This is a genomic window from uncultured Stenotrophomonas sp. (assembly GCF_963519925.1).
GTDB classification, from domain to species: domain Bacteria; phylum Pseudomonadota; class Gammaproteobacteria; order Xanthomonadales; family Xanthomonadaceae; genus Stenotrophomonas; species Stenotrophomonas maltophilia_AE.
This window is the reverse complement of sequence record NZ_CAUQPH010000023.1, coordinates 22,679-43,722: the sequence shown is the minus strand read 5'-3', so window position 1 is coordinate 43,722 and position 21,044 is coordinate 22,679. Positions and strand designations below refer to the sequence as shown.

11 protein-coding genes are annotated in these 21,044 nt (G+C 68.6%); 4 read left to right on the top strand and 7 right to left on the bottom strand.

Going from position 1 to position 21,044, the window contains the following annotated elements; translation table 11 throughout:
• Positions 1-139: 139 nt before the first annotated feature.
• Complete coding sequence (locus tag RWO33_RS06750) at positions 140-1,744, top strand: hypothetical protein (protein WP_314103495.1); 1,605 nt, start codon at positions 140-142, stop codon at positions 1,742-1,744.
• A 95-nt stretch (positions 1,745-1,839) separates the two neighbouring features.
• Here the strand turns inward: RWO33_RS06750 and RWO33_RS06745 are convergent, their stop codons facing one another.
• Positions 1,840-2,550: a glutathione S-transferase gene (locus RWO33_RS06745; protein WP_314103492.1), complete on the bottom strand. Its 711-nt coding sequence runs from the start codon at positions 2,548-2,550 to the stop codon at positions 1,840-1,842.
• Positions 2,551-2,737: 187 nt separating this feature from the next.
• Here RWO33_RS06745 and clpB point away from each other — a divergent pair, with 187 nt between their 5' ends.
• Positions 2,738-5,323, top strand: coding sequence for an ATP-dependent chaperone ClpB (gene clpB, locus RWO33_RS06740; protein WP_314103489.1), 2,586 nt, complete (start codon positions 2,738-2,740; stop codon positions 5,321-5,323).
• A 67-nt stretch (positions 5,324-5,390) separates the two neighbouring features.
• Here the strand turns inward: clpB and RWO33_RS06735 are convergent, their stop codons facing one another.
• From RWO33_RS06735 to RWO33_RS06720, 4 genes are all read right to left on the bottom strand, one after another.
• On the bottom strand, positions 5,391-7,874 hold the full coding sequence (locus tag RWO33_RS06735; protein ID WP_314103488.1) for a M13 family metallopeptidase: 2,484 nt from the start codon (positions 7,872-7,874) through the stop codon (positions 5,391-5,393).
• A 114-nt stretch (positions 7,875-7,988) separates the two neighbouring features.
• Positions 7,989-9,812, bottom strand: a complete 1,824-nt coding sequence (locus RWO33_RS06730) for a M28 family peptidase (RefSeq protein WP_314103486.1) — start codon at positions 9,810-9,812, stop codon at positions 7,989-7,991.
• Positions 9,813-10,053: 241 nt separating this feature from the next.
• Positions 10,054-11,754, bottom strand: coding sequence for a YbaL family putative K(+) efflux transporter (gene ybaL / locus RWO33_RS06725; RefSeq protein WP_314103484.1), 1,701 nt, complete (start codon positions 11,752-11,754; stop codon positions 10,054-10,056).
• 109 nt (positions 11,755-11,863) lie between these two features.
• Positions 11,864-14,257 (bottom strand): TonB-dependent receptor, encoded by a 2,394-nt coding sequence (locus RWO33_RS06720; protein ID WP_314103482.1) that lies wholly within the window; start codon positions 14,255-14,257, stop codon positions 11,864-11,866.
• Between the two features lie 342 nt (positions 14,258-14,599).
• Between RWO33_RS06720 and RWO33_RS06715 the strand changes: the two genes are divergently transcribed.
• Complete coding sequence (locus RWO33_RS06715) at positions 14,600-16,453, top strand: ABC-F family ATP-binding cassette domain-containing protein (RefSeq protein WP_314103480.1); 1,854 nt, start codon at positions 14,600-14,602, stop codon at positions 16,451-16,453.
• Positions 16,454-16,543: 90 nt separating this feature from the next.
• On the opposite strand, the gene RWO33_RS06710 is transcribed toward RWO33_RS06715, so the two are convergent.
• Positions 16,544-17,413, bottom strand: coding sequence for a LysR family transcriptional regulator (locus tag RWO33_RS06710; protein WP_314103477.1), 870 nt, complete (start codon positions 17,411-17,413; stop codon positions 16,544-16,546).
• A gap of 349 nt (positions 17,414-17,762) precedes the next feature.
• On the opposite strand from RWO33_RS06710, the gene blaL2 reads away from it, so the two are divergent.
• A complete protein-coding gene (blaL2, locus tag RWO33_RS06705) occupies positions 17,763-18,662 on the top strand; it encodes a L2 family extended-spectrum class A beta-lactamase (protein WP_314103475.1) in 900 nt (299 codons plus the stop codon).
• A gap of 100 nt (positions 18,663-18,762) precedes the next feature.
• Here blaL2 and ggpS read toward each other — a convergent pair whose 3' ends face one another.
• Positions 18,763-21,009 (bottom strand): glucosylglycerol-phosphate synthase, encoded by a 2,247-nt coding sequence (gene ggpS / locus RWO33_RS06700; protein ID WP_314103502.1) that lies wholly within the window; start codon positions 21,007-21,009, stop codon positions 18,763-18,765.
• Positions 21,010-21,044: the final 35 nt, after the last annotated feature.

Below are 21,044 nucleotides of genomic sequence, written 5' to 3'. Positions count from 1 at the left end.
GCCGTTGGCCGGCCCACGGACCGCCTGGGCCGGCCAACGGCCGGCGCTACCGGTGGGGTCCGTCGTTCTACCCGTGTGTCTGTTGCCCGGGCCAATGAACGCCTACCATCGGGTACCCCCCACCCCCGTGCCCCCTCGCATGCCTGCCTCCCCTCCCGCTTCCGCACGCCCCCGCTGGTTCGTCGCTGGCGATCTCAACGGCTTCTTCGGCCTGGTGGTCGACAACCTGTCGATCCTCGGCTTCATCGCCATGGCGCTGGTCGGCATCTTCCAGTTCCCGGCGGATGTGGTGTTCGGGCGCATGTTCCCTGGCACCGCCTTCGGCGTGCTGGTGGGCAATGTGCTCTACACCTGGATGGCACGGCGGCTGGCCGCGCGCACCGGCCGCGACGACGTGACCGCGATGCCGCTCGGCCTGGATGCACCGACCAGCATCGGCATGGCGCTGCTTGTGCTGGGCCCGGCGTTCGTCGCCTTCAAGGCGCAGGGACTGGCGCCGCACGATGCGGCGGTCGCCACCTGGCAGCTGGGCATGGCCTCGCTGGTGATCATGGGGCTGCTCAAGACCCTGCTGTCCTTCTTCGGCGAGGCGGTGACCCGCGCGCTGCCACGCGCCTCGCTGCTGGGTTCCATCGCAGGCATCGCGATCGTGCTGATGGGCTTCCTGCCGCTGCTGGAAACGCTGCGCTCACCGGTGGTCGGCCTGGTCACCCTGGGGCTGCTGCTGTACGTACTGGTGGCCAAGCGCAAGCTGCCGATCCGCGCGCCGGGCGTGCTGGTGGCCTTCGTGTTCGGCACGGTCCTCTACTACGGGCTGGGCCTGGCCGGGCTGGGCGCACCCGGGTTCAAGGTGCCCGAGTGGACCCCCCTGCAGGTGGTGCTGCCGTGGCCGACGCTGGGCTTCATCGACGGCCTGCCCACCGCGATGACCTACCTGCCGCTGTTGCTGCCGTTCGGCCTGCTGATGGTGGTGGGCGGCATCAACGTGTCCGAAAGCGCGCGCGCGGCCGGCGACGACTACCGCACCCGCGACATCCTGCTGGTGGAAGCGGTGGCCACGCTGGTGGCCGGGCTGTGCGGCGGCGTGGCCCAGACCACGCCCTACATCGGCCAGCCCGCGTACAAGCACATGGGTGCGCGCAGCGGCTACACGCTGCTGACCGGCCTGTTCGTCGGCATCGGCGGCATGCTGGGGGTGATCTCCGGGCTGGTGCAGTGGCTGCCCTTGGCGGTGCTGGCGCCGATCATCGTGTACGTGGCGATCGACATCACCACCCAGGCGTTCCAGGCCACGCCGCGCGAACATGCCGGGGCGATGGTGCTGGGCTTCCTGCCCTCGGTGGCCTACCTGCTGGCGATCAAAGCACCGGGCTGGATCGCGCCGGAGCAGCTGGTGGCGATGACCACCACGCTGGATGGACACGGGCTGCCGGAGCTGGCGGTGATCTTCACCCTCGGCAACGGTTTCATCATCACCTCGATGCTGTGGATCGCGGCGGTGGTGGCGATGATCGACGGCAGGCTGCTGCGTTCCAGCGGGATCCTGCTGGTGGCCGCGGCGCTGACCCTGTTCGGGCTGATCCACTCGGTCGATCCGCGCGGTGGGATCTACCTGCCGTGGACGCTGGAAGGCCTGCCGCAGCAGATCATGTGGCAGTTCGCGGGCGCGTATGTCGCGTTGGCGGTGCTGCTCGCCGTGCTGTCGGTTGTTCCGGTGCCCGCAGGGGAAAAGGACGCGGCGTAGACCGCCTGGGCCGACCAACGGTCGGCGCTACCGGGACAGGCTACCGTCCGAGGCGCCCTCGGTAGCGCCGACCGTTGGTCGGCCCAAGGGATGCGTCACGCGTCCGCGTCCAATTCCGGGTAGTGGCGAAAGATCCCGTTGGTGTTGAACGCCAACCGGCGCTCCGACGCCAGGTACGCGGCGATGTTCGGTCGCCGCTCCACCCGGTCCTTCAGTGCATGCAGCAGCGGCAGCGACGGCCGCAATGCCTGCATCCGCTGCGGGAACATGTAATCCAGCCCGCTCAGCAGCTGGAACAGCGACAGGTCCACGTACGAGTGTTCGCGCAGCGGATGCAGGCCACCGTTGGCCTCCAGCACGTTTTCAAACCAGCCCAGGAACTTCGGCAACCGCTCGCCCCGCATCGACGCCGCCCGCGCCTTCGCTTCCCGCTTCTGGTCCTCGTAATACTGCGAGGCCGCAATCGGGTGATGGGTGTCGTGGACCTCCGCCACCAGGTCGGCGATGGTCAGCTGCAACTGCAGCGCCTGCGCGCGCCGCGACGCGGCCTCGGGCACCAGTCCCAGCTCCGGCCCCAGGTGGTCCAGGATCGCGCCGACCTGCGCGATCACCTGCCGGCCGCTGACCAGGAACGGCGGGGCGAACGGCTGCAGCCCGTCGGCCTTGCCGTCCAGGAACGGCTGCATCACCGCGTCGCCGTGCACGCGCGCCATGTCGGTGTAGGCCGCGCCGGCGTCTTCCAGTGCCAGCCGGACGAACTCGCCACGGCCCTGGATGCCGGTCCAGTAATACAACTCGTAATGCATGCGCTGGCTCCATCGGAAGGGTCCCCCAGCCTCCCCGGCGCGGTGCCAAGCAGGCGTGACGGCGGCGTGGCCATGGCGTCGTCCGCCGCCTGAATAGGTTCCCGGCGCCCCTTGAAACACACCTGCCTAACCGCATCTGTCTGATAGTGCTGGCCGGGCCAGCGGATATCTGATCGAGGACACCTTCATGCGAATGGACAAGCTCACCTCGCGTTTCCAGCAGGCGCTGGCCGACGCACAGTCGTTGGCCGTGGGCCGCGACCACAACATCATCGAACCAGTGCACGTGCTCACGGCGCTGCTGGAACAGCAGAGCGGCAGCACGCGCCCGCTGCTGGCCCAAGCCGGGGTCAACGTGCCGGTGCTGCGCGAGCGCCTGACCGAGGCGCTGGACGCGCTGCCGAAAGTCTCCGGGCAGGAAGGCAACCTGTCGATCGGCAATGACCTGAACCGGCTGCTCAACAAGACCGACAAACTCGCCCAGGAGCACGGCGATGCGTTCATCGCCAGTGAGTGGTTCGTGCTGGCCGCGCTCGATGATGGCGGTACGCTGGGCATGGCGCTACGTGCCGCGGGTGCCGACAAGACCCGTATCGACGCGGCCATCGACAAGATTCGTGGCGGCGAAAGCGTGCAGTCGGAAAATGCCGAGGAACAGCGCCAGGCGCTGGAGAAGTACACCATCGACCTGACCGCGCGCGCCGAGAGCGGCAAGCTGGACCCGGTGATCGGACGCGACGAGGAAATCCGTCGCACCATCCAGGTCCTGCAGCGTCGCACCAAGAACAACCCGGTGCTGATCGGCGAACCCGGCGTCGGCAAGACCGCGATCGTGGAAGGGCTGGCCCAGCGCATCATCAATGACGAAGTGCCCGAAGGGCTGCGCGGCAAGCGCGTGCTGTCGCTGGACATGGGCGCGCTGATCGCCGGTGCCAAGTTCCGCGGCGAATTCGAAGAACGCCTGAAGGCCGTGCTCAACGACCTGGCCAAGAGCGAAGGCCAGATCATCCTGTTCATCGACGAGCTGCACACCATGGTCGGCGCGGGCAAGGCCGACGGTGCGATGGATGCGGGCAACATGCTCAAGCCGGCGCTCGCACGTGGCGAGCTGCACTGCGTAGGCGCCACCACCCTGGACGAGTACCGCAAGTACATCGAGAAGGACGCCGCGCTGGAGCGCCGCTTCCAGAAGGTGTTCGTGGGCGAGCCCAGCGTGGAAGACACCATCGCCATCCTGCGCGGGCTGAAGGAAAAGTACGCGGTGCACCACGGCGTGGAGATCACCGACCCGGCGATCGTGGCCGCGGCCACGCTGTCGCACCGCTACATTGCCGATCGCCAGCTGCCGGACAAGGCCATCGACCTGATGGACGAAGCGGCCTCGCGCATCCGCATGGAGATCGACTCCAAGCCGGAGGAACTGGACCGCCTGGAACGGCGCCTGATCCAGCTGAAAATCCAGCGCGAGATGCTCAAGAAAGAAAAGGACGATGCCTCGCGGCAGCGCCTGGCCGACCTGGAAACCGACATCGATGCGCTGGAGCGCGAGTTTTCCGACCTGGACGAGATCTGGAAGTCGGAAAAGGCCGCGCTGCAGGGCACGACCAAGATCAAGGAGCAGATCGAGCAGGTCAAGCTGGAACTGGAAGCGGCGCAGCGACGCCAGGATTTCGGCCGCATGAGCGAACTGCAGTACGGCCAGCTGCCGCAGCTGGAGAAGCAGCTGCACGCCGCGCAGGAAGCGGAGAACACCGAGTTCAAGCTGGTCCAGGACCGGGTCACCGCCGAAGAAATCGCCGAGGTCGTGTCGCGCTGGACCGGGATTCCGGTCAACCGCATGCTGGAAGGTGAGCGCGACAAGCTGCTGCGCATGGAAGACGTGCTGCACGAACGCGTGGTGGGCCAGGAAGAAGCGATCAAGGTCGTCTCCGACGCAGTGCGCCGCTCGCGCGCGGGCCTGTCCGACCCGAACCGTCCCAGCGGCTCGTTCCTGTTCCTGGGACCGACCGGCGTGGGCAAGACCGAGCTGTGCAAGTCGCTGGCCGAGTTCCTGTTCGACAGCAGCGACGCGATGATCCGCATCGACATGAGTGAATTCATGGAGAAGCACAGCGTGGCGCGCTTGATCGGTGCGCCTCCGGGTTACGTGGGCTACGAAGAGGGCGGCTACCTGACCGAGGCGGTCCGCCGCCGTCCGTATTCGCTGATCCTGCTCGATGAAGTCGAAAAGGCGCACACCGATGTGTTCAACATCCTGCTGCAGGTGCTGGACGACGGCCGCCTGACCGATGGCCAGGGCCGCACGGTGGACTTCCGCAACACGGTCATCGTGATGACCTCCAACCTGGGCTCGCACCAGATCCAGGACATGTCCAGCGACGACAGCCCGGAGGCTTACACGCAGATGAAGGCCGCGGTGATGGGCGTGGTGCAGGCGCACTTCCGGCCGGAGTTCATCAACCGGCTCGACGACATCGTGGTGTTCCATCCGCTGGACAAGGCGCAGATCAAGCAGATCGCGCGGATCCAGATGCAGGGACTGGAAAAGCGCCTGGCCGAACGCGGCCTGCGCATCGAGGTCAGCGATGCGGCGTTCGCGCTGCTGGGCAACGTGGGCTTCGATCCGATCTACGGCGCCCGGCCGCTCAAGCGCGCGATCCAGGCACAGCTGGAAAACCCGCTGGCACAGAAGATCCTGTCGGGGGACTTCGTCGGCGGCGATGTGATCCAGGTGGACGCGGCCGACGGCAAGCTGGTCTTCGCCAAGGGCTGAGCCAGCGCCCGTGCGGTTGAAGAAGGCCCCGGCAATGCCGGGGCTTTCTGCTGTCTGCGGCACGCTGCTACAGGTAGACCACCCGTTCGGCATCGGTGCGGGTCATCGGGCTTCCCGGCGTGCAGTTGAACGCCTCCGCATAGGCCTGCAGGTTGGCCGGGCCCACGGTGGCGCGCGGCGCGCCGAAGGCGTGGACGTCGGTTTCCGCGTCCTGCCGCAGCCGCTGCGCGGTATGCAGGCGGCGGTGGGTAACGGCCCCGCCGAAGAAGAAGTCCCGCACGATGCCCTGCCTGTCGGGCACCGGGTCGGTCTGGTTGTCCGTGACATGCAGCAGCGCGTCCAGGGCAATGGACAGTCCGCCCAGATCGGCCATGTTCTCACTTGCCGTCAGCTGTCCGTTGAGCGCCACACCGTCGACCTGCTGCTGGTCGAACTGCGCGGCCAGGCGCGCCGACAGCGCGGCGTAGCGCTGGTGGTCGGCGTCGCTCCACCACCCCTGCAGGCCGCCGTCGATGCCGAACTGGCTGGATTCGGCGGAGAACGCATGCGACAGCTCATGCCCGATCACCACCCCGATCGCACCGTAGTTGAGCCCGGGACCGGCGTCGATGTCGAAGTAGGGCGGCTGCAACAGCGCCGCCGAGAAGGCGATGGAGGGTTCGTCCTCGAGCATGTCGTAGTACGCGTCGACGGTCTGCGCGGTCATCCGCCAGGTCGAAGGGTCCACGGGCGCGCCCAGTCGCGCCAGTTCCCTGCGCTGTACGAACGCGGTTGCCCGGCGCAGGTTGCGCAGGTAGCCGCAGGATTCAGTGTGCAGCCCGGACCAGTCGGGCCAGCGCTCCGGGTGGCCGATGCGGGTACGGAACCGGTCGGCCTTGCGCAGGGCCGTTGCGCGGGTATCGGGATCCATCCACGGCACGACCTGCAGGCGGCGTTTCAACGCCGCGGTGATCTGCTCGACCAGCGCATTGACGGCCTCGCGCGTTTCAGTGGGAAATGCCACCGGCACATACAGCTCGCTGATCGCTTCGCCCGCCACCCGCTCGATCGCGGCCAGCACCTGCTTCCAGCGCGGGGGCATCGCATCCTGGCCCTGCAGCGTGCGCGCGTGGAAGGCGTGGTGGGCACGCACGAAGTCGTTGCCGAGGAACGGGCTGGCCGAATCCAGCGTATGGAAGCGCAGGTAGGCGCGCCAGGTGGCCGGATCCTCCGTCGTCAGCGCCGCAGCGACCTCCTGGTGGAATCCGGGGGTGGGCAGCGAGAACCGGTCGGGAGGGGCCACGCCCAGCGCCTGGAACAACGCGCTCCAGCGGAATCCTGGCGTCAGCGCGTCGGCCTCTGCCAGGCTGACCGGGTGGTAGTAATGGGTGAGGTTGGCATTCAACTCCTCCCACGGCGTGGACGCGTTCGCGAACCGGCGTTCCAGTGCGAGTACCGCATCGGCCTGGCGTTCGGCGTCGGCCGGTGCGTCGCCGGCGAGGCGCAACACGTGGGCGACATGCGCGCGGTAGCCCAGCGCCGCTTCGACGTGGTCGTCGGTGAGGTAGTAGCTGCGGTCCGGCATCCCGAGGCCGCCCTGGAAGGCGTAGGCGATCTGCGTATCGCGCGCGTCCATGTCGCGGTCCACGCCAAAGCCGAACACCGGGTTGATCCCGGCGGCGGTAAGTGCATGCAGATGGGCCTCGATCTGCGCAGGGGTATGCAACGCGTCGATCGCAGCGAGTTCATCGCGCAACGGGGAGATGCCTTCGGCGTTGATCCGGTGCTGGTTCATGCCGGTTGTCCAGAGATCGGCGACGATTCTTTCGGCAGGCGTCGGCAGCTCCAGCCGTGCCGCCTGCTCGGCCAGCCGCCGCTGCAGGGCCAGGGAACGGTCCTGCAACATGGCCGGTACGTCCCAGCGCGACTGGTCCGGCGGCCGTGTCGCGGTGCGGTGCCAACGTGCGTTTACATGGTCGTACAGGGAGTCGCACGGCAAGTGGGCCGGATCGAGGTCGGCGGGGGTGAACCGCATCGGTTGGGGCAGACCGTCGGCGGTGTCGGTGGCTTGGGTCAAGGCGACCGCAGCCGGGGCGTCGTCGCGGTTCTTCTCGCACGCGGCGCGTCCCGCAGACAGGCCGGCGCGCCAGCCCAGCCAGCCGCCCACCGCAGCGCTTCCAAGCGCTGTCAGCGCCGCGCCGGCAAACAGCTGCGGGCATCGGCGCGGCAGTACCAGGCAGCCGGCGGCGGCATTGCCGAGGTGCTCGAGCGGTTCGTTGACCGGCACGGCCAGATAGCTGGAGTCTGGCGCAGCGGCGGCGGCGCCGGGCAGCCATCCCGAGGCCTGCGGGGGCGCTTCGCGCTGGCCGGTGGCGGACGCGTCGGGTACCGTGGCCAGCAGCAGCGCGATCGTAAACAGGCCAGCGCCGTTGCGGACGTTCAGCAGTGGCGGTGGAGGAACACCGAAACGCGCGTGCCGACGGTGGTCCTGCATCGGCTGGCGCCCACCCAGCCTGCGCGCGTATTCGCCCTGGCTGCGGCGATGTTGGACGGCGGCGGAATCGACAGGCATGGGGTGGTTTCCATCGGCAGGGGGGCGGGACCTCGCCCAGTGCGTACAACCGGGGTTCGGCAAGGCGGGGAGGCAGAGCCAGCCGACCGGTGCGTACCGGTCGGGGTGGGGGTGTCACGCAGCAGGCCGTTGCAGCCAGCCGTCGATCGCTGCCTCCAGCACGGCGAGCGCGGCCATCGCGCGCTGCGGCTGGACCTGATGCAGCTGGTCCTGGCCGTTGTGGATGCGCGTCATGCTGGGTGATACAGGAAGTGCAAGATACGTGCGCCTGGCCTGTTCGACCTCGTCGAGCGCGCTATCCATCTCCTGCGCCTGCTGAGCTTCCAGCGTGCCCTCCAGGTAGTCCTCGAAGCGCGACCAGTCCACACCATCGCTGGCCATCCACAGCTGCGCCCGGGCCTGCTGCATGTCGCGCTCGAGCGGCAGGTCGGTGGCGTCGGCCAGGTTCATGCCGAGCGCCGGCACGCCTTCGCGCTGGAAGGCGATGTGGTCTGATTGCATGACCCAGTCCGGACTGGCATGCACGCGCAGCCCGACGTCGGCGGCGGCACGTTCGAGCAGCTGGCGCAGGTGGGTTTCTGCAGGGGCAACCGTAGCGGCGGACGGTTGCAGTGCGCGCGAATCGCCGTCCATGTACAGGTGATGGCGATCGCTTCCGGACAAGGTCATGCCATCGCCACGGCCGATCATGTCCAGGTTGAGCGCCACATCAGGGCAGTCTGCGCGCTGCACGCAGTTCGCCGCGTACGACTTGGCGCCCAGCATGCCGCGTTCCTCCAGATCGGTAACCAGCAGCTGCACCCGTACGCCCGGCGGCAGCGTCACCGCGCCCAGCCTGCGGGCCAGCGCCAGCAGCGCGGCCAGCCCGGTGCCGTTGTCGCTGGCGCCGCTGGAGCCTTCGCGTGCACCGATCATGTCGCCATGCGCCAGCACCATCAGCGTATGCGCCGGTGCGCCGCCACCGCTGAACTCCAGCATCAGGTTGCAGCCGGCATAGTCGGTTCCGAAGCCGAAGCTGTCGTGGGTGGTGCCGTTGAAGGGCAGTTGCTGCAGGGCGTGGCCGTCGCGCTGCAGCAGCTCGCGCAGTGTCGCGAAGCGGGCGCGATTGGCCGCCGCCTCGCGGCCGGCGGCGGTGGTCTCTCCGGCTTGGCCTTCCAGGGTGGCCTGCGCGATCTGTTCCAGGTCCAGCTGGAACGCGGCCTGCGCCGGCGTCACTACGCTGCCCAGCAGGGCAGCGGCCCAGTCCATCCAGTCCAGGGCCGGCGCCAGAGCGGCGGCGTCGGCGCCACTGGGCCATCCGCCGTGGGTGTGGCTGCCACGGTGCTGGGCGACCCCCAGCGTGGTCATGATGCGGTGGCGGACATCGGCCGGCAGCGTCTCCAGCAGGTCGTGGATGGCCGGCGCGGTGCAGGCGGCGGTGTCACTGCCGCAGTCGCGCACGATCTGCAGCAATTGCATGCGCTGCTCGTCCGGCAGCAACGCGTACAGCGACTCCGGCAGGGATGCTCCGCGTGACGCTTCCGGATCGGACGCCGGCGCAGTGAAACGTCCAAACGCGTAACCCATCGCGCCGCCTCCGAGCGTGCTGGCTGCCAGCGCGCCGGCGGCCAGCAGGCTGGCGGTCAGCGTCTGCGGGCAGTGCGGGGGGGACGCGATGCAGCCGAGTGTTGCGGCATTGGCGATGTGCTGGAGTGCGACGACGGGCGCCGTCGGTGTGTCGCCAAGCATCGGGATGGACTGGTGGTCGATGCTGCCCTGCGCGGCGGCGCCCGGCAATGGCGCCGGGTTGACCGCAGGCGCCCGCGCACCGCGGGGAGGCATGCGACCGATGGCCATCGCCGACGACAGCGCCAGTGCGGCAACCAGCCATTGCTGGCCGTTGCGTACGGTGAGCGGTCCCGACCCGCCAGGCCGCGGCTGCACGCCACGGGATCGCACGGCATCTGCGACCCTCCTGTCGAAATCCCCTTGGATGTGGCGGGCAGACGGAATGTCGAGCGGCATAACAACCTCCTCAGTGCGGGAGGCGCCGTGACCACCGAGTTGCACGGTGCGGGCGCCGGTGCAGGGCACGGTGCACCGGTGCAGGGGCGTTGCCCATGGGAGTAGTTGCGTTTATCGAAGCCAGGTCTGCTTTCGCTACGCGCTGCTCACTGCAGACCTGATCGCCGTCACATCCCTACACGACGGGAATGGCGTTCTTTCCCAGCGTGCGGTACGGCGGCGTGGCCATCACCATCTCCGCCAGCGAGTAGGCCAGTTCGCGCTCGGCCATCACCGTGCCGTCGGCGCCGTGCTCCAGAAGGTGCTTGACCTCGGCATCGCTGTGCGCGCGCGCCAGCAGGGTCAGGCCCGGGTTGAGCGCGCGCAGCTTGGCCAGCGTTTCGCCCGCTTCCAGCGGCTGCGGAATCGCCAGCACCGCGATCTTGGCGCGTTCCGGATGCGCTTCGGCCAGTACGCGGTCGGCGGCGGCACTGCCGCGGATGGCAGGCAGCCCGGCGGCGTGCGCTTCGGCCACGTGTTCCTTGTTGTCGTCGATGACCAGCACCGGCACGCCGCGATCACGCAGCACCTGGGCCAGTGCGCTGCCCACGCGCCCATACCCGATCACGATGGCGTGGTCGTGCAGGTCAAGCGAGGGGCCGGGCGGCAATTCGGTTTCCACCGCGGCGGCGGGGGTTTCCTGATGCTTCAGCAGCCAGCGGTCGAGCAGGCCGAACACCAGCGGGTTGAGCATGATCGAGATCAGCGCACCGGCCAGCACCAGTGCCTGGCCGGTCGGCGGCAGGATCTTCAGGCTGACGCCGAGGCCGGCGATGATGAAGGCGAATTCGCCGATCTGCGCCAGGCTGGCCGAAATGGTCAGCGCAGTGCCGTTGGGGTGGCCGAACGCGCGCACGATGAAGAAGGCGGCCGCGGACTTGCCGAACATGATGATCGCCGCGGTGGCCAGCACCTGCCAGGGATGCTCGATCAGGATGGCCGGGTTGAACAGCATGCCCACGGAAACGAAGAACAGCACCGCGAACGCGTCGCGCAGCGGCAGCGAATCGTTGGCGGCCTTGTGGCTGAGCTCGGATTCGTTGAGCAGCATGCCGGCGAAGAACGCGCCCAGCGCGAACGACACCCCGAACAGCATGGCCGAACCGAAGGCCACGCCCAGCGCGATCGCCAGCACCGACAGCGTGAACAGTTCGCGCGAACCGGTGGCCGCGATGCGTTCGAGGATCCAGGGAATCACCCGCCGCCCGACCACCAGCATCACCGCCACGAACAGGCCCAGCTGCACGAAGGTCCAGCCGATGCTGGCCAGCACGCTGCCCACGGTATGGGTTTCCTTGGCGGCATCGGGGCCGAACACGCCGGCCAGTACCGGCATCATCACCAGCGCCAGGACGCAGGCCAGGTCTTCGACGATCAGCCAGCCGACCGCGATCTTGCCGCGCTGGGTCTCCAGCAACCGGCGTTCTTCCATCGCGCGCAGCAGCACAACGGTACTCGCGGTGGCCAATGAAAAGCCGAACACCACGCCCTGGATGACCGGCCAGCCCATCAGCCAGGCCAGGCCCCACCCGAGCAGGGTGGCGACCAGGATCTGCCCGATGGCGCCGGGAATGGCGATCGCCTTGACCGCCATCAGGTCCTTCAGCGAGAAGTGCAGGCCCACCCCGAACATCAGCAGCATCACGCCGATTTCGGCCAGCTGGTTGGCCAGCGCCTGGTCGGCGACGAAGCCGGGCGTGAACGGTCCTACGCAGATGCCTGCAACCAGATAGCCGACCAGCGGAGACAAACGCAGCTTGTTGGCCAGGGCTCCCAGGATGAAGGCGAGCCCAAGGCCAACGGCCACGATGTTGATCAGGTCGGTGTCATGGTGCATCGGGGCTCGCAGAACAGGGGGATGCCCCGATTTTCACCGATGCGGCCAGATCCGGCAAACCGACACTGCAGGGCATCGATTCACGCGCGGGAATCGATGCCCCCGGCAATCACCACTTGTACGTGACGCGGCCGTACACGTAGGCGCCGTTGAAGCCGTACGGCGAGTAGTTGCTGTACGGCAGCATGCCCCAGGTGGAGTTCTGCAGGTCCACGGTGCGGTCCGGGTACTCGTCCAGCAGGTTGTCCGCGCCCAGGGTGAGGGTCCAGTTCTCGCTCGGCTTGTAGGCCACCGAGGCATCCAGCACCCACGAGGCGTCGTAGGTCTGGTCGCGGGTCGGGGTAGCTGAATTGCGCACCGTGAACGAGCCATAGCGGGTCGCGGCCAGGCTCAGGTCCCAGCGGTCCGAGCGCCAGGTGCCGCTGAGGATGGTTTTGTCGCGCGGGTAGCTGTCTTCGATGCGGCCCACTTCATCGCGGCCGATCAGCGACTGGGTAAGGCCCAGCGAACCGAACACGGCCGGCGAGGCGATGAACTTCTTCACCTCGGTGTCGTTGTAGCTGTACGCCGCGGTCAGTTCCAGCGAGCTGGCGCTGAACGGGAGGGTGTAGCTGGACACCGCGTCGACGCCGCGGGTGCGGGTATCCACGCCGTTGGTGAAGTAGGAGAACGCGGTGACCTGCGGCAGGCCGAGGTCGGCCAGCAGCGCATTGGTGGCGGCATTGGTGGTGATGTTGGTGGACAGGATGATGCGGTCGTCGATGTCGATCTGGTACGCGTCCACGGTCAGGTACAGGCGGTCGATCGGCTGCACCACCAGGCCCACGCTGTAGGAAGTGGAGCTTTCGGCCTTCAGCGGGCTGGCCCCCAGCGCCTGCGCGGCGGTGCTGGTGGTGGGGAAGGTGCCGCGTTCGACGAACACGCCGTTGACGATGGTGCTGGTCACGGCCTGGTAGCTCTGCTGGGCCAGCGACGGCGCACGGAAACCGGAGGAGGCGGTGGCCCGCAGCGCGACCTTGTCAGTGAAAGCGTAGCGTGCCGACAGCTTGCCGGAGAACTTGTCGCCGAAGTCCGAGTAATCCTCGTAACGGCCGGTCACGCCGGCCGAGAACTTGTCGGTCAGGTCCGCTTCCAGGCCGGCATACACGGCGTAGTTGTCGCGGTCGGCATTGACCGCGTTGAGCGGGGTGAAGCCGCCGAAGCCCTGCGCGCCGGTGCCGAAGTAGGAATTCGGCTCGCCTTCGCTCTGCTCCCACTTCTCGCGGCGGTATTCACCACCGAACGACAGCGTGACCGGGTAGGCCAGGCCCCAGTCCAGCTGCTTGGTGATGTCCACGTTGCCGATGTCCTGGGTGTATTCCAGCGCGCCGGCGTAGAACGAGCGCGGGCTGCCCACGCCAAGGGCGTAGTTGATCGAGTTGCGGGTGTGGAAGTCGATCTTGTTGGTGCCGTGGTTGTAGCTCACGTCCCAGGTCCAGCCGCTTTCGGTATCGCCCTTCACCCCGGCCACCAGCGAGCGGTCCTTGGAGTACTGGTTGATTTCCGGCACGAAGCCGTCCGGGTAGGTCTGGGCCAGCAGCGCACCCTGGTTGCTGTTGTTGCGCGAGCGGTAGAACGCGAACGAGGTGATGTCGCGGTTGCTGGCCAGCGCGGTGGCATAGGCCGAGACGTGGTCGCTGAACTGGAAGCTGGCGTTGGCCGAGGCGGCGCTGGCGTCCACCTGCGGGTCGCCGACCACGAAGGTGGTCTGGCCCACGTTGGGGAAGTTGCCGGTGTTCGGCGCGGTACCCTGGTAGGGGCCGGCGCGGTTGCTTTCGTCCTGCTGGGTGATCTGGCCGGCCACATGCAGGCTGCCGCGGCCGTCGGCGAAGCCGATGCCGGTGTCGCCGGAGAGCTGGTACTTGTTGCCGTCGCCGGCCGAGTACTGGCCGGCGTCCAGCGCCAGGCTGCCGCCGGAGGCCGAGCCCTTCAGCACGATGTTGATCACCCCGGCGATGGCGTCGGAGCCGTACTGGGCCGAGGCGCCGTCGCGCAGCACTTCCACGCGCTCGATGGAGGCGATCGGAATGGCGTTGATGTCCACCGCCGAGGAACCGCGCCCGATGCTGCCGTTGACGTTGATCTGCGCCGAGGTGTGGCGGCGCTTGCCGTTGACCAGCACCAGCACCTGGTCCGGGGACAGGCCGCGCAACTGGGCCGGGCGGATGCCGCTGGTGCCGTCGGTCAGCGCCGGGCGCGGGAAGTTCAGCGAGGGCAGGGCGCGGGCCAGCGCGGTGGCCAGCTCGGTGGTACCGGTGGACTGCAGCGCTTCGGGGGTGATGATGTCGATCGGCGACTGCGATTCGGCCACGGTGCGGTCGGCGACGCGGGTGCCGGTGACGATCACCGTGTCCAGGGTGTTGGCGCTGCTGCGCGCGACCGGTTCCTGCGCGGCGACGGTGAAGGCGGAGGTACCGAGGACGACGGCAACGGCGGCGGCAAGCGTGCGGGTCTTGCGGTTCATCAGGATGGAGCTCCGGTGGGGACGGGGCGGCACCGGGCGACATCACGACGTTGGCAAGGCCGGTCTGCGAGGGCGGTTGTTGCGGTGCGCACTGAACGGATTAACGGTAATTTTACCGGGTGTCAAATCAACGAATCCGATGAAACTGTTGCAGAAGCAACAACTTACGTCGATCTGGCGGTTCCGGCGGACAGGATCCCGGGAGGGCGCGGGCAGGGATCGTGGGAGAGAGACGAGGCCCGCCGCGCATCCCGGGGCGCGTCAAGTATTCGTTAACGCTAGAATTACGTCGCAGGAAAGGTGCTTACCAGCACATTCCATTCCGTTATATGGACCCCCCAGATGATCTCCCTTCGTAACTTCGCCTTGCGCCGCGGCGAGCGGCTGCTGTTGTCCAATGTCGACCTGACCCTGCACGCGGGTTACCGCGTGGGCGTCGTGGGCCGCAACGGGGCCGGCAAGTCCAGCCTGTTCGCGGCCGTGCAGGGCGAGCTGGAGGCGGACAAGGGCGACGTCGACCTGCCCGGCAAGATCCGCATCGCCAGCGTGGCCCAGGAAACCCCGGCGCTGCCCGACCCGGCGCTGCAGTTCGTGCTGGAAGGCGACACCGAGGTCGCCGCGGTGCTGCGCGAGGAAGCCGAGGCGACCGCGCGCGAGGACTGGGAAGCGGTGGCCAATGCCCACCAGAAGATGGCCGAGATGGGCGCCTACGACGCCGAAAGCCGCGCCGGCAAGCTGCTGCATGGCCTGGGCTTCCCGTCCGACACCCATGCGCGTCCGGTGTCGACCTTCTCCGGCGGCTGGCGTGCACGCCTGAACCTGGCGCGCGCGCTGATGATGCCCAGCGACCTGCTGCTGCTCGACGAACCGACCAACCACCTCGACCTGGACGCGGTGTTCTGGCTGGAACAGTGGCTGCTGAAGTATCCCGGCACCCTGCTGCTGATCTCGCACGATCGCGAGTTCCTGGACAACGTCGCCACCCACACGCTGCACCTGCACGGCGGCGGCGCCAAGCTCTACCCCGGTGGCTACACCGACTTCGAACGCCAGCGCGCCGAGCAGCTGCGCCAGCAGCAGATCGCGCACGAGAAGGAACAGGCCGAGCGCGCCCACCTGCAGAGCTTCATCGACCGCTTCAAGGCGCTGGCCAGCAAGGCCACCCAGGCGCAGAGCCGCATGAAGCGCCTGGCCAAGCTGACCGGCACCGAAGCGGTGCGCGCCGAGCGCGAGTTCCGCATCGAGTTCGCGCCGCCGAGCAAGCTGCCGTTCTCGCTGATCCGGCTCAACGACGTCGAAGCCGGCTACAGCCCGGACGCGGTGATCCTGCACAACGTCGGCTTCGGCCTGGAGGCGGGCCAGCGCATCGGCCTGCTGGGTCCGAACGGCGCGGGCAAGACCACGCTGGTGCGTACGCTGGTGGGCGAGCTGGACCCGGTGGCCGGCGAGCGTTCCGCGCACCCGGACCTGCGCATCGGCTACTTCGCCCAGCACACGGTGGAGTCGCTGCACGAAGGCCAGTCGCCGATGGACCACTTCCGCGACATCTCGCCGGATGGCAGCAACCAGGCGTTCCGCGATTTCCTCGGCAAGTGGAATTTCGCCGGCGACCGTGCGTTCGAGCCGGTGGACGGGTTCTCCGGCGGCGAGCGTGCGCGCCTGGCGCTGGCGATGATCGCCTGGCAGCAGCCCAACGTGCTGCTGCTCGACGAACCCACCAACCACCTCGACCTGGAAATGCGCGAAGCGCTGGCCGAAGCGCTGGCCACCTTTGAAGGCGCGATCGTGATGGTCTCGCATGACCGCCATCTGATCGGCCTGGTCTGCGACACCTTCTGGCGCGTGGCGGACGGTGTGGTCGAGCCGTTCGACGGCGACCTGGACGAGTACGCAGCGTGGCTGCGTTCGCGCCCCGCCGCGCAGGGCACCAAGCAGAAGATGGCGGCCGCCGCACCGGAACCGCCGCCGCCGACCCCGCCGATGCCGGCGAAGAAAGTGGTCAACCCGGTGAAGCTGGCCAGCGCCGAAGCCAAGGTCAACGAGCTGGAAGCCCGCCTGGCCGAGCTGGACCGCCAGCTGGCGGACCCGGTCAACTATGCCGACGCCACCCGCATGGCCGTGCTTGGCCGCGACCGCGACACCACCGCGCAGCAGCTGGAAAAAGCCGAAGCCGCGTGGATGGAATTGATGGCCTGATGCGTAGGCACCACGGCACTGCCGTGGTGCCGGTGCGCCGCGCGGCACCTCATGTGACGGAGCACGCCGGTGCGTCTCCTGCACCGGGCGTCATGTCGCGCCCTGCGTCTCCAGCCAAACCCTGAAACGCTTCCCCGCCTCGCTCTCCGCCCGCGAGCGCAACCGCGTCAGCCAATAGCTTCCCAGCTCCAGCGTCTGCGCGAACGGCTGCACCAGTCGGCCCTGTGCCAGGTCCTGCTCGAACATCCGCAGCGGCAGCAGCGCCACGCCGGCACCGGCCGCCGCCGCGCTGGCCAGGGTCAGCGAGGAATCGAACACCGGTCCGCGCGCTTCCAGCTCCGCCGCGCCGGCGGCCTGCAGCCACCGCGGCCACTCATCGCTGCGATACGAGCGCAGCAGCGCCACGTTGGCCAGGTCGCGCGGATGACGCAGGGCCCGGGCCAGTGCCGGTGCGCACACCGGCGCGAACGGGGCCGCCAGCACCGGCGTGCTCACCTGGCCCTGCCAGTCACCGTCGCCGAAGCGGATGGCCAGGTCCAGGCCTTCGCCGGCCAGGTCGATGCGGTTGTTGTGGGTCTGCACACGCAGTTCGATGTCCGGATGGCGCGCATTGAAGTCGGCCAGCCGCGGCAGCAGCCAGCCGGTGGCGAAGGTGCCGACCACGCCGAGCCCCAGCACTTCGCGGAAATGCCCGCCGACGAACCGGTCCAGGCTGACCGCGATGCGGTCGAAGGCGTCGTTGAGTACCGGGTACAGCCGCGCGCCTTCGTCGGTGAGCGCCACCCCGCGCGGCAGCCGATGGAACAGCACCGCGCCCAGCCGCTCTTCCAGCCCGCGGATCTGGTGGCTCAGCGCGGCCTGGCTCACGCACAGCTCCAGCGCCGCCCGGGTGAAGTTCTGGTGGCGGGCCGCCGCCTCGAAGGCGCGCAACGCATTGAGGGGAAGCTGGGGCCGAAGCATGGGCGAGCCGTGAGGAATCCTGATGGGTAATGGTAACGCCGGCCGGGCCGACCCACCGTCGGCGCGACCAAGGGCGGCCGCCGTCACGGGCGGCCGCCGTCACGGGCGCCCGCCGTGCGAGGGTAGCGTCGACCGTTGGTCGACCCAGGCGGTACTGGAAGCATCGCGGCGTGTGACCTTCCGTAGTCGATGCAGCACCGCTTGGGCCGACCAACGGTCGGCGCTACCAAGGCGGGCCCGCCATGGGGGGGGATGCCATTAATTGTTCTCATGCCTCCTGTTGAGAATGCTCGCTGGTGGCACTTGGCCCGGGATGCTTTCATGGCCCCTTCCCACTCCGGAGATGCCCATGCTTGCCCGTCGCCACTTCCTGCAGATGACCGGTGCCGCCGCCGTGTCCGCCCTGGCCGCGTCGGTCCTGGCCAAGGCGCCCCCGACCACGCTGGCCGGCGCAAAGGCCCAGGCCGATGACTTCGCGGCACTGGAAAAGGCCAGTGGCGGGCGACTCGGGGTGACCCTGCTCAACACCGCCACCGGTGTCCGCGTCGGCCATCGCCAGGACGAACGCTTCCCGATGTGCAGCACCTTCAAGTTCGTGCTGGCGGCGACCGTGCTGCACCTGGCCGACCAGGGCACGCTCGCGCTCGACCGGCGCCTGCCGGTGCGGCAGCAGGACATGCTGTCGCACGCGCCGGTCACCCGGCGCCACGTCGGCAAGGACCTGACCGTGCGCGACCTGTGCCGCGCCACCATGGTGACCAGCGATAACCCGGCCGCGAACCTGCTGCTCGGCGTGGTCGGCGGCCCGGCCGGGGTGACCGCCTTCCTGCGCGCGCGCGGCGATGCGGTGACCCGCAACGACCGGCTGGAGCCGGACATGAACCGGTTCGCGCCCGGCGATCCGCGCGACACCACCAGCCCGGCGGCGATGGCGGCCAGCCTGCAGCGGCTGGTGCTGGGCGAGGTGTTGAAGCCGGCCTCGCGGCTGCAGCTGGCCGACTGGCTGATCGACAACGAAACCGGAGACACGCGGCTGCGTGCGGGGCTGTCGCCGGCGTGGCGGGTAGGCGACAAGACCGGCAGCAATGGCGAAGACACCACCAACGACATCGCCATCCTGTGGCCGCTGGCCGGCGGCGCGCCCTGGGTGCTGACCAGCTACCTGCAGGGCGCCACGGTGGACGACGCCGGTCGCAACGACGTGCTGCGGCAGGTGGCGGTGATCGCGGAGAAGTTGACGAAGGCATGACGTAGAGCCACGCCCTGCGTGGCTGCTCTTCGTCGGGACCGCGAAGCCACGCAGGGCGTGGCTCTACGGGCGGGGCCGGTACCCCTGCCGAACATCGGGTTTACGCGGGGTTGCCGCTTTCCCGCACCGCCTCCAGGAACTCGCGCCCCCAGCGGTCCACGTCGTAATACTCCACGCTGCCGAACAACTGGCGCATGCGCCCGCCCGCTTCTTCCTCGGGCATCGACAGCGCCTGCAGCAGTCCGGCGGTCAGGTCGGCAGGGTCGTGCGGGTTGGTCAGCACCGCGCCCTTCAGCTCGGCCGCCGCACCGGCGAACTCGCTCAGCACCAGCACGCCATTGCTGCCTTCGATGCCATGCGTGGCCACGAACTCCTTGGCCACCAGGTTCAGCCCATCGCGCAGCGGGGTGATCCACATCACCTGCGCCGCCGCGTAATGCGCCACCACTTCCTCGAACGGCAATGCCTGCGCGAAGAAGCGCACCGGGGTCCAGTCCAGCCGCGAGAAGCGACCGTTGATGCGACCCACCGCCTGTTCGATCTGGTTCTGCAGCGTGCGGTACACGGTCATCTCGCGCGCCGCCGGCACGCACACCATCAGCAGCGTGACCTTGCCCTGGCGGTCCGGGTGCTGCTCGAGCAGGCGCTCGAAGGCCTCCAGCTTGGCCAGCGTGCCCTTGGTGTAGTCCAGCCGCTCCACCGACAGCACCAGCTTGCGCGCCCCGATTTCGCGGCGCAGCTTGAAGATGTCATTGCGCACATCCGCGCGCGCGAGCACCGCGTGGATGCGGCGCAGGTCGGTGCCGACCGGATGCGCGCCCAGGGCCACGTCGCGGTCGCCCACGCGCAAGCGGGTGGTCATGGTGTCCAGCCCCACCGCGCAGCCGTAGGTGAGGAAGCGCGGCGCGCAGCTTTCCCAGGCCAGGCGTTCGGCAGGCATCGCGCCGCGGACCACGTCGACGAAATTCTCCACCTGGCGCGGGATGTGGAAGCCGATGTAATCGCAGCTGAGCAGGCTGCCGATGATCTCGCGGCGCCACGGCACCACGTTGAACACATCGGCCGACGGGAAATAGGTGTGGTGGAAGAAGGCGATCTTCAGGTCCGGGCGCAGTTCGCGCAGCGTGCCCGGCACCATCCACAGGTTGTAGTCGTGGATCCATACCGTGGCGCCGTGCGCGGCCTCGGCGGCGGTGGCTTCGGCGAACTTGCGGTTGACCTTCAGGAACACCTGCCAGTCATCTTCGCGGAACCGCGCGCGTTCCCAGAACACGTGCAGCATCGGCCAGAACGCTTCCTTGGAGAACCGCTTGTAGAAGATGTCCACTTCCTGCCGGCTCAACGGCACCCGCGCGGCGGTCAGGGTGGGATAGCGCCCGGCGTCCACCGGCAGGTGGGTCTGGAACGGGCCGCGCTTGGGCTCATCGATCCCCCACGCCACCCACGAGCCCTTCTGGCCGCCTTCGAAGAAACTCAGCAGCGAGGGAATGATGCCATTCGGCGAGCGGGGCGGGCGCTGCACCAGTACGCCGTCTTCCATTACTTCGTCGAAGGGCAGGCGGTGGTAGACCATGACCAGCTCGGCGCCGTCCGCGCGCGCCTGGGCCGGCGGCTGCAGCCAGGCGTCATCGGCGGCGAGCAGGCCGAAATGTTCGATCGCTTCGAGGATGCCTCCGCAGCCCGGCGCCTGCGCATGGAAGGTGCGCTCCAGGCCGGCGGTGGCCTCGGTCAACGCCGGTTCGGAGTCGCCCACGCACACGCCGCGGAAGCCGGAGGTATACATCGACAGGTCGTTGAGCGTGTCGCCGGCGACCAGGATGCGGTCTCGCGGCAGCGCCAGCAGGCGGGCCAGCGCCGCCAGGGTGCGGCCCTTGTCGGTATCCGGCGGCAGGATGTCCAGGTAGCGGTCGGCCGAATACAGCACGTCGCAGCCCAGCGCCTGTGCGGCGGCCTGGATCTCGCCGCGCAACGGCGCCAGCGTTTCCGGATCGCAGAAATAGGAGCAGCGGCGCTCCTGCGGCACGTCCTGGCGCTGCAGCGCAGTGAACGGGCGCATCGCAGCGGCCACGACGTGTTCGCCGGGCCAGTGCGCGTCGATCATTGATTGCAGGGGTTGCAGCGGCTGCAGCGTGTGGCCATCGACCACGGTGGCGCCGACGTCGCAGACCACGTAATCCGGGCGCGGAATGGCCGGATCGGACAGCAGTGGCATCACTGCTTCGAGTCCACGGCCGGTGATGAAGATCAGGCGGATACCGGGGTGCTGGTCGACCAGCCGGTACAGGCGGTGGCGCGCGGCGGCATCGCCGGCGAGGAAGGTGCCATCCAGATCGGTGGCGAGAATCAGTTGCTGGGCCGGAGAAGCCGCCGGCGTGCGGGATG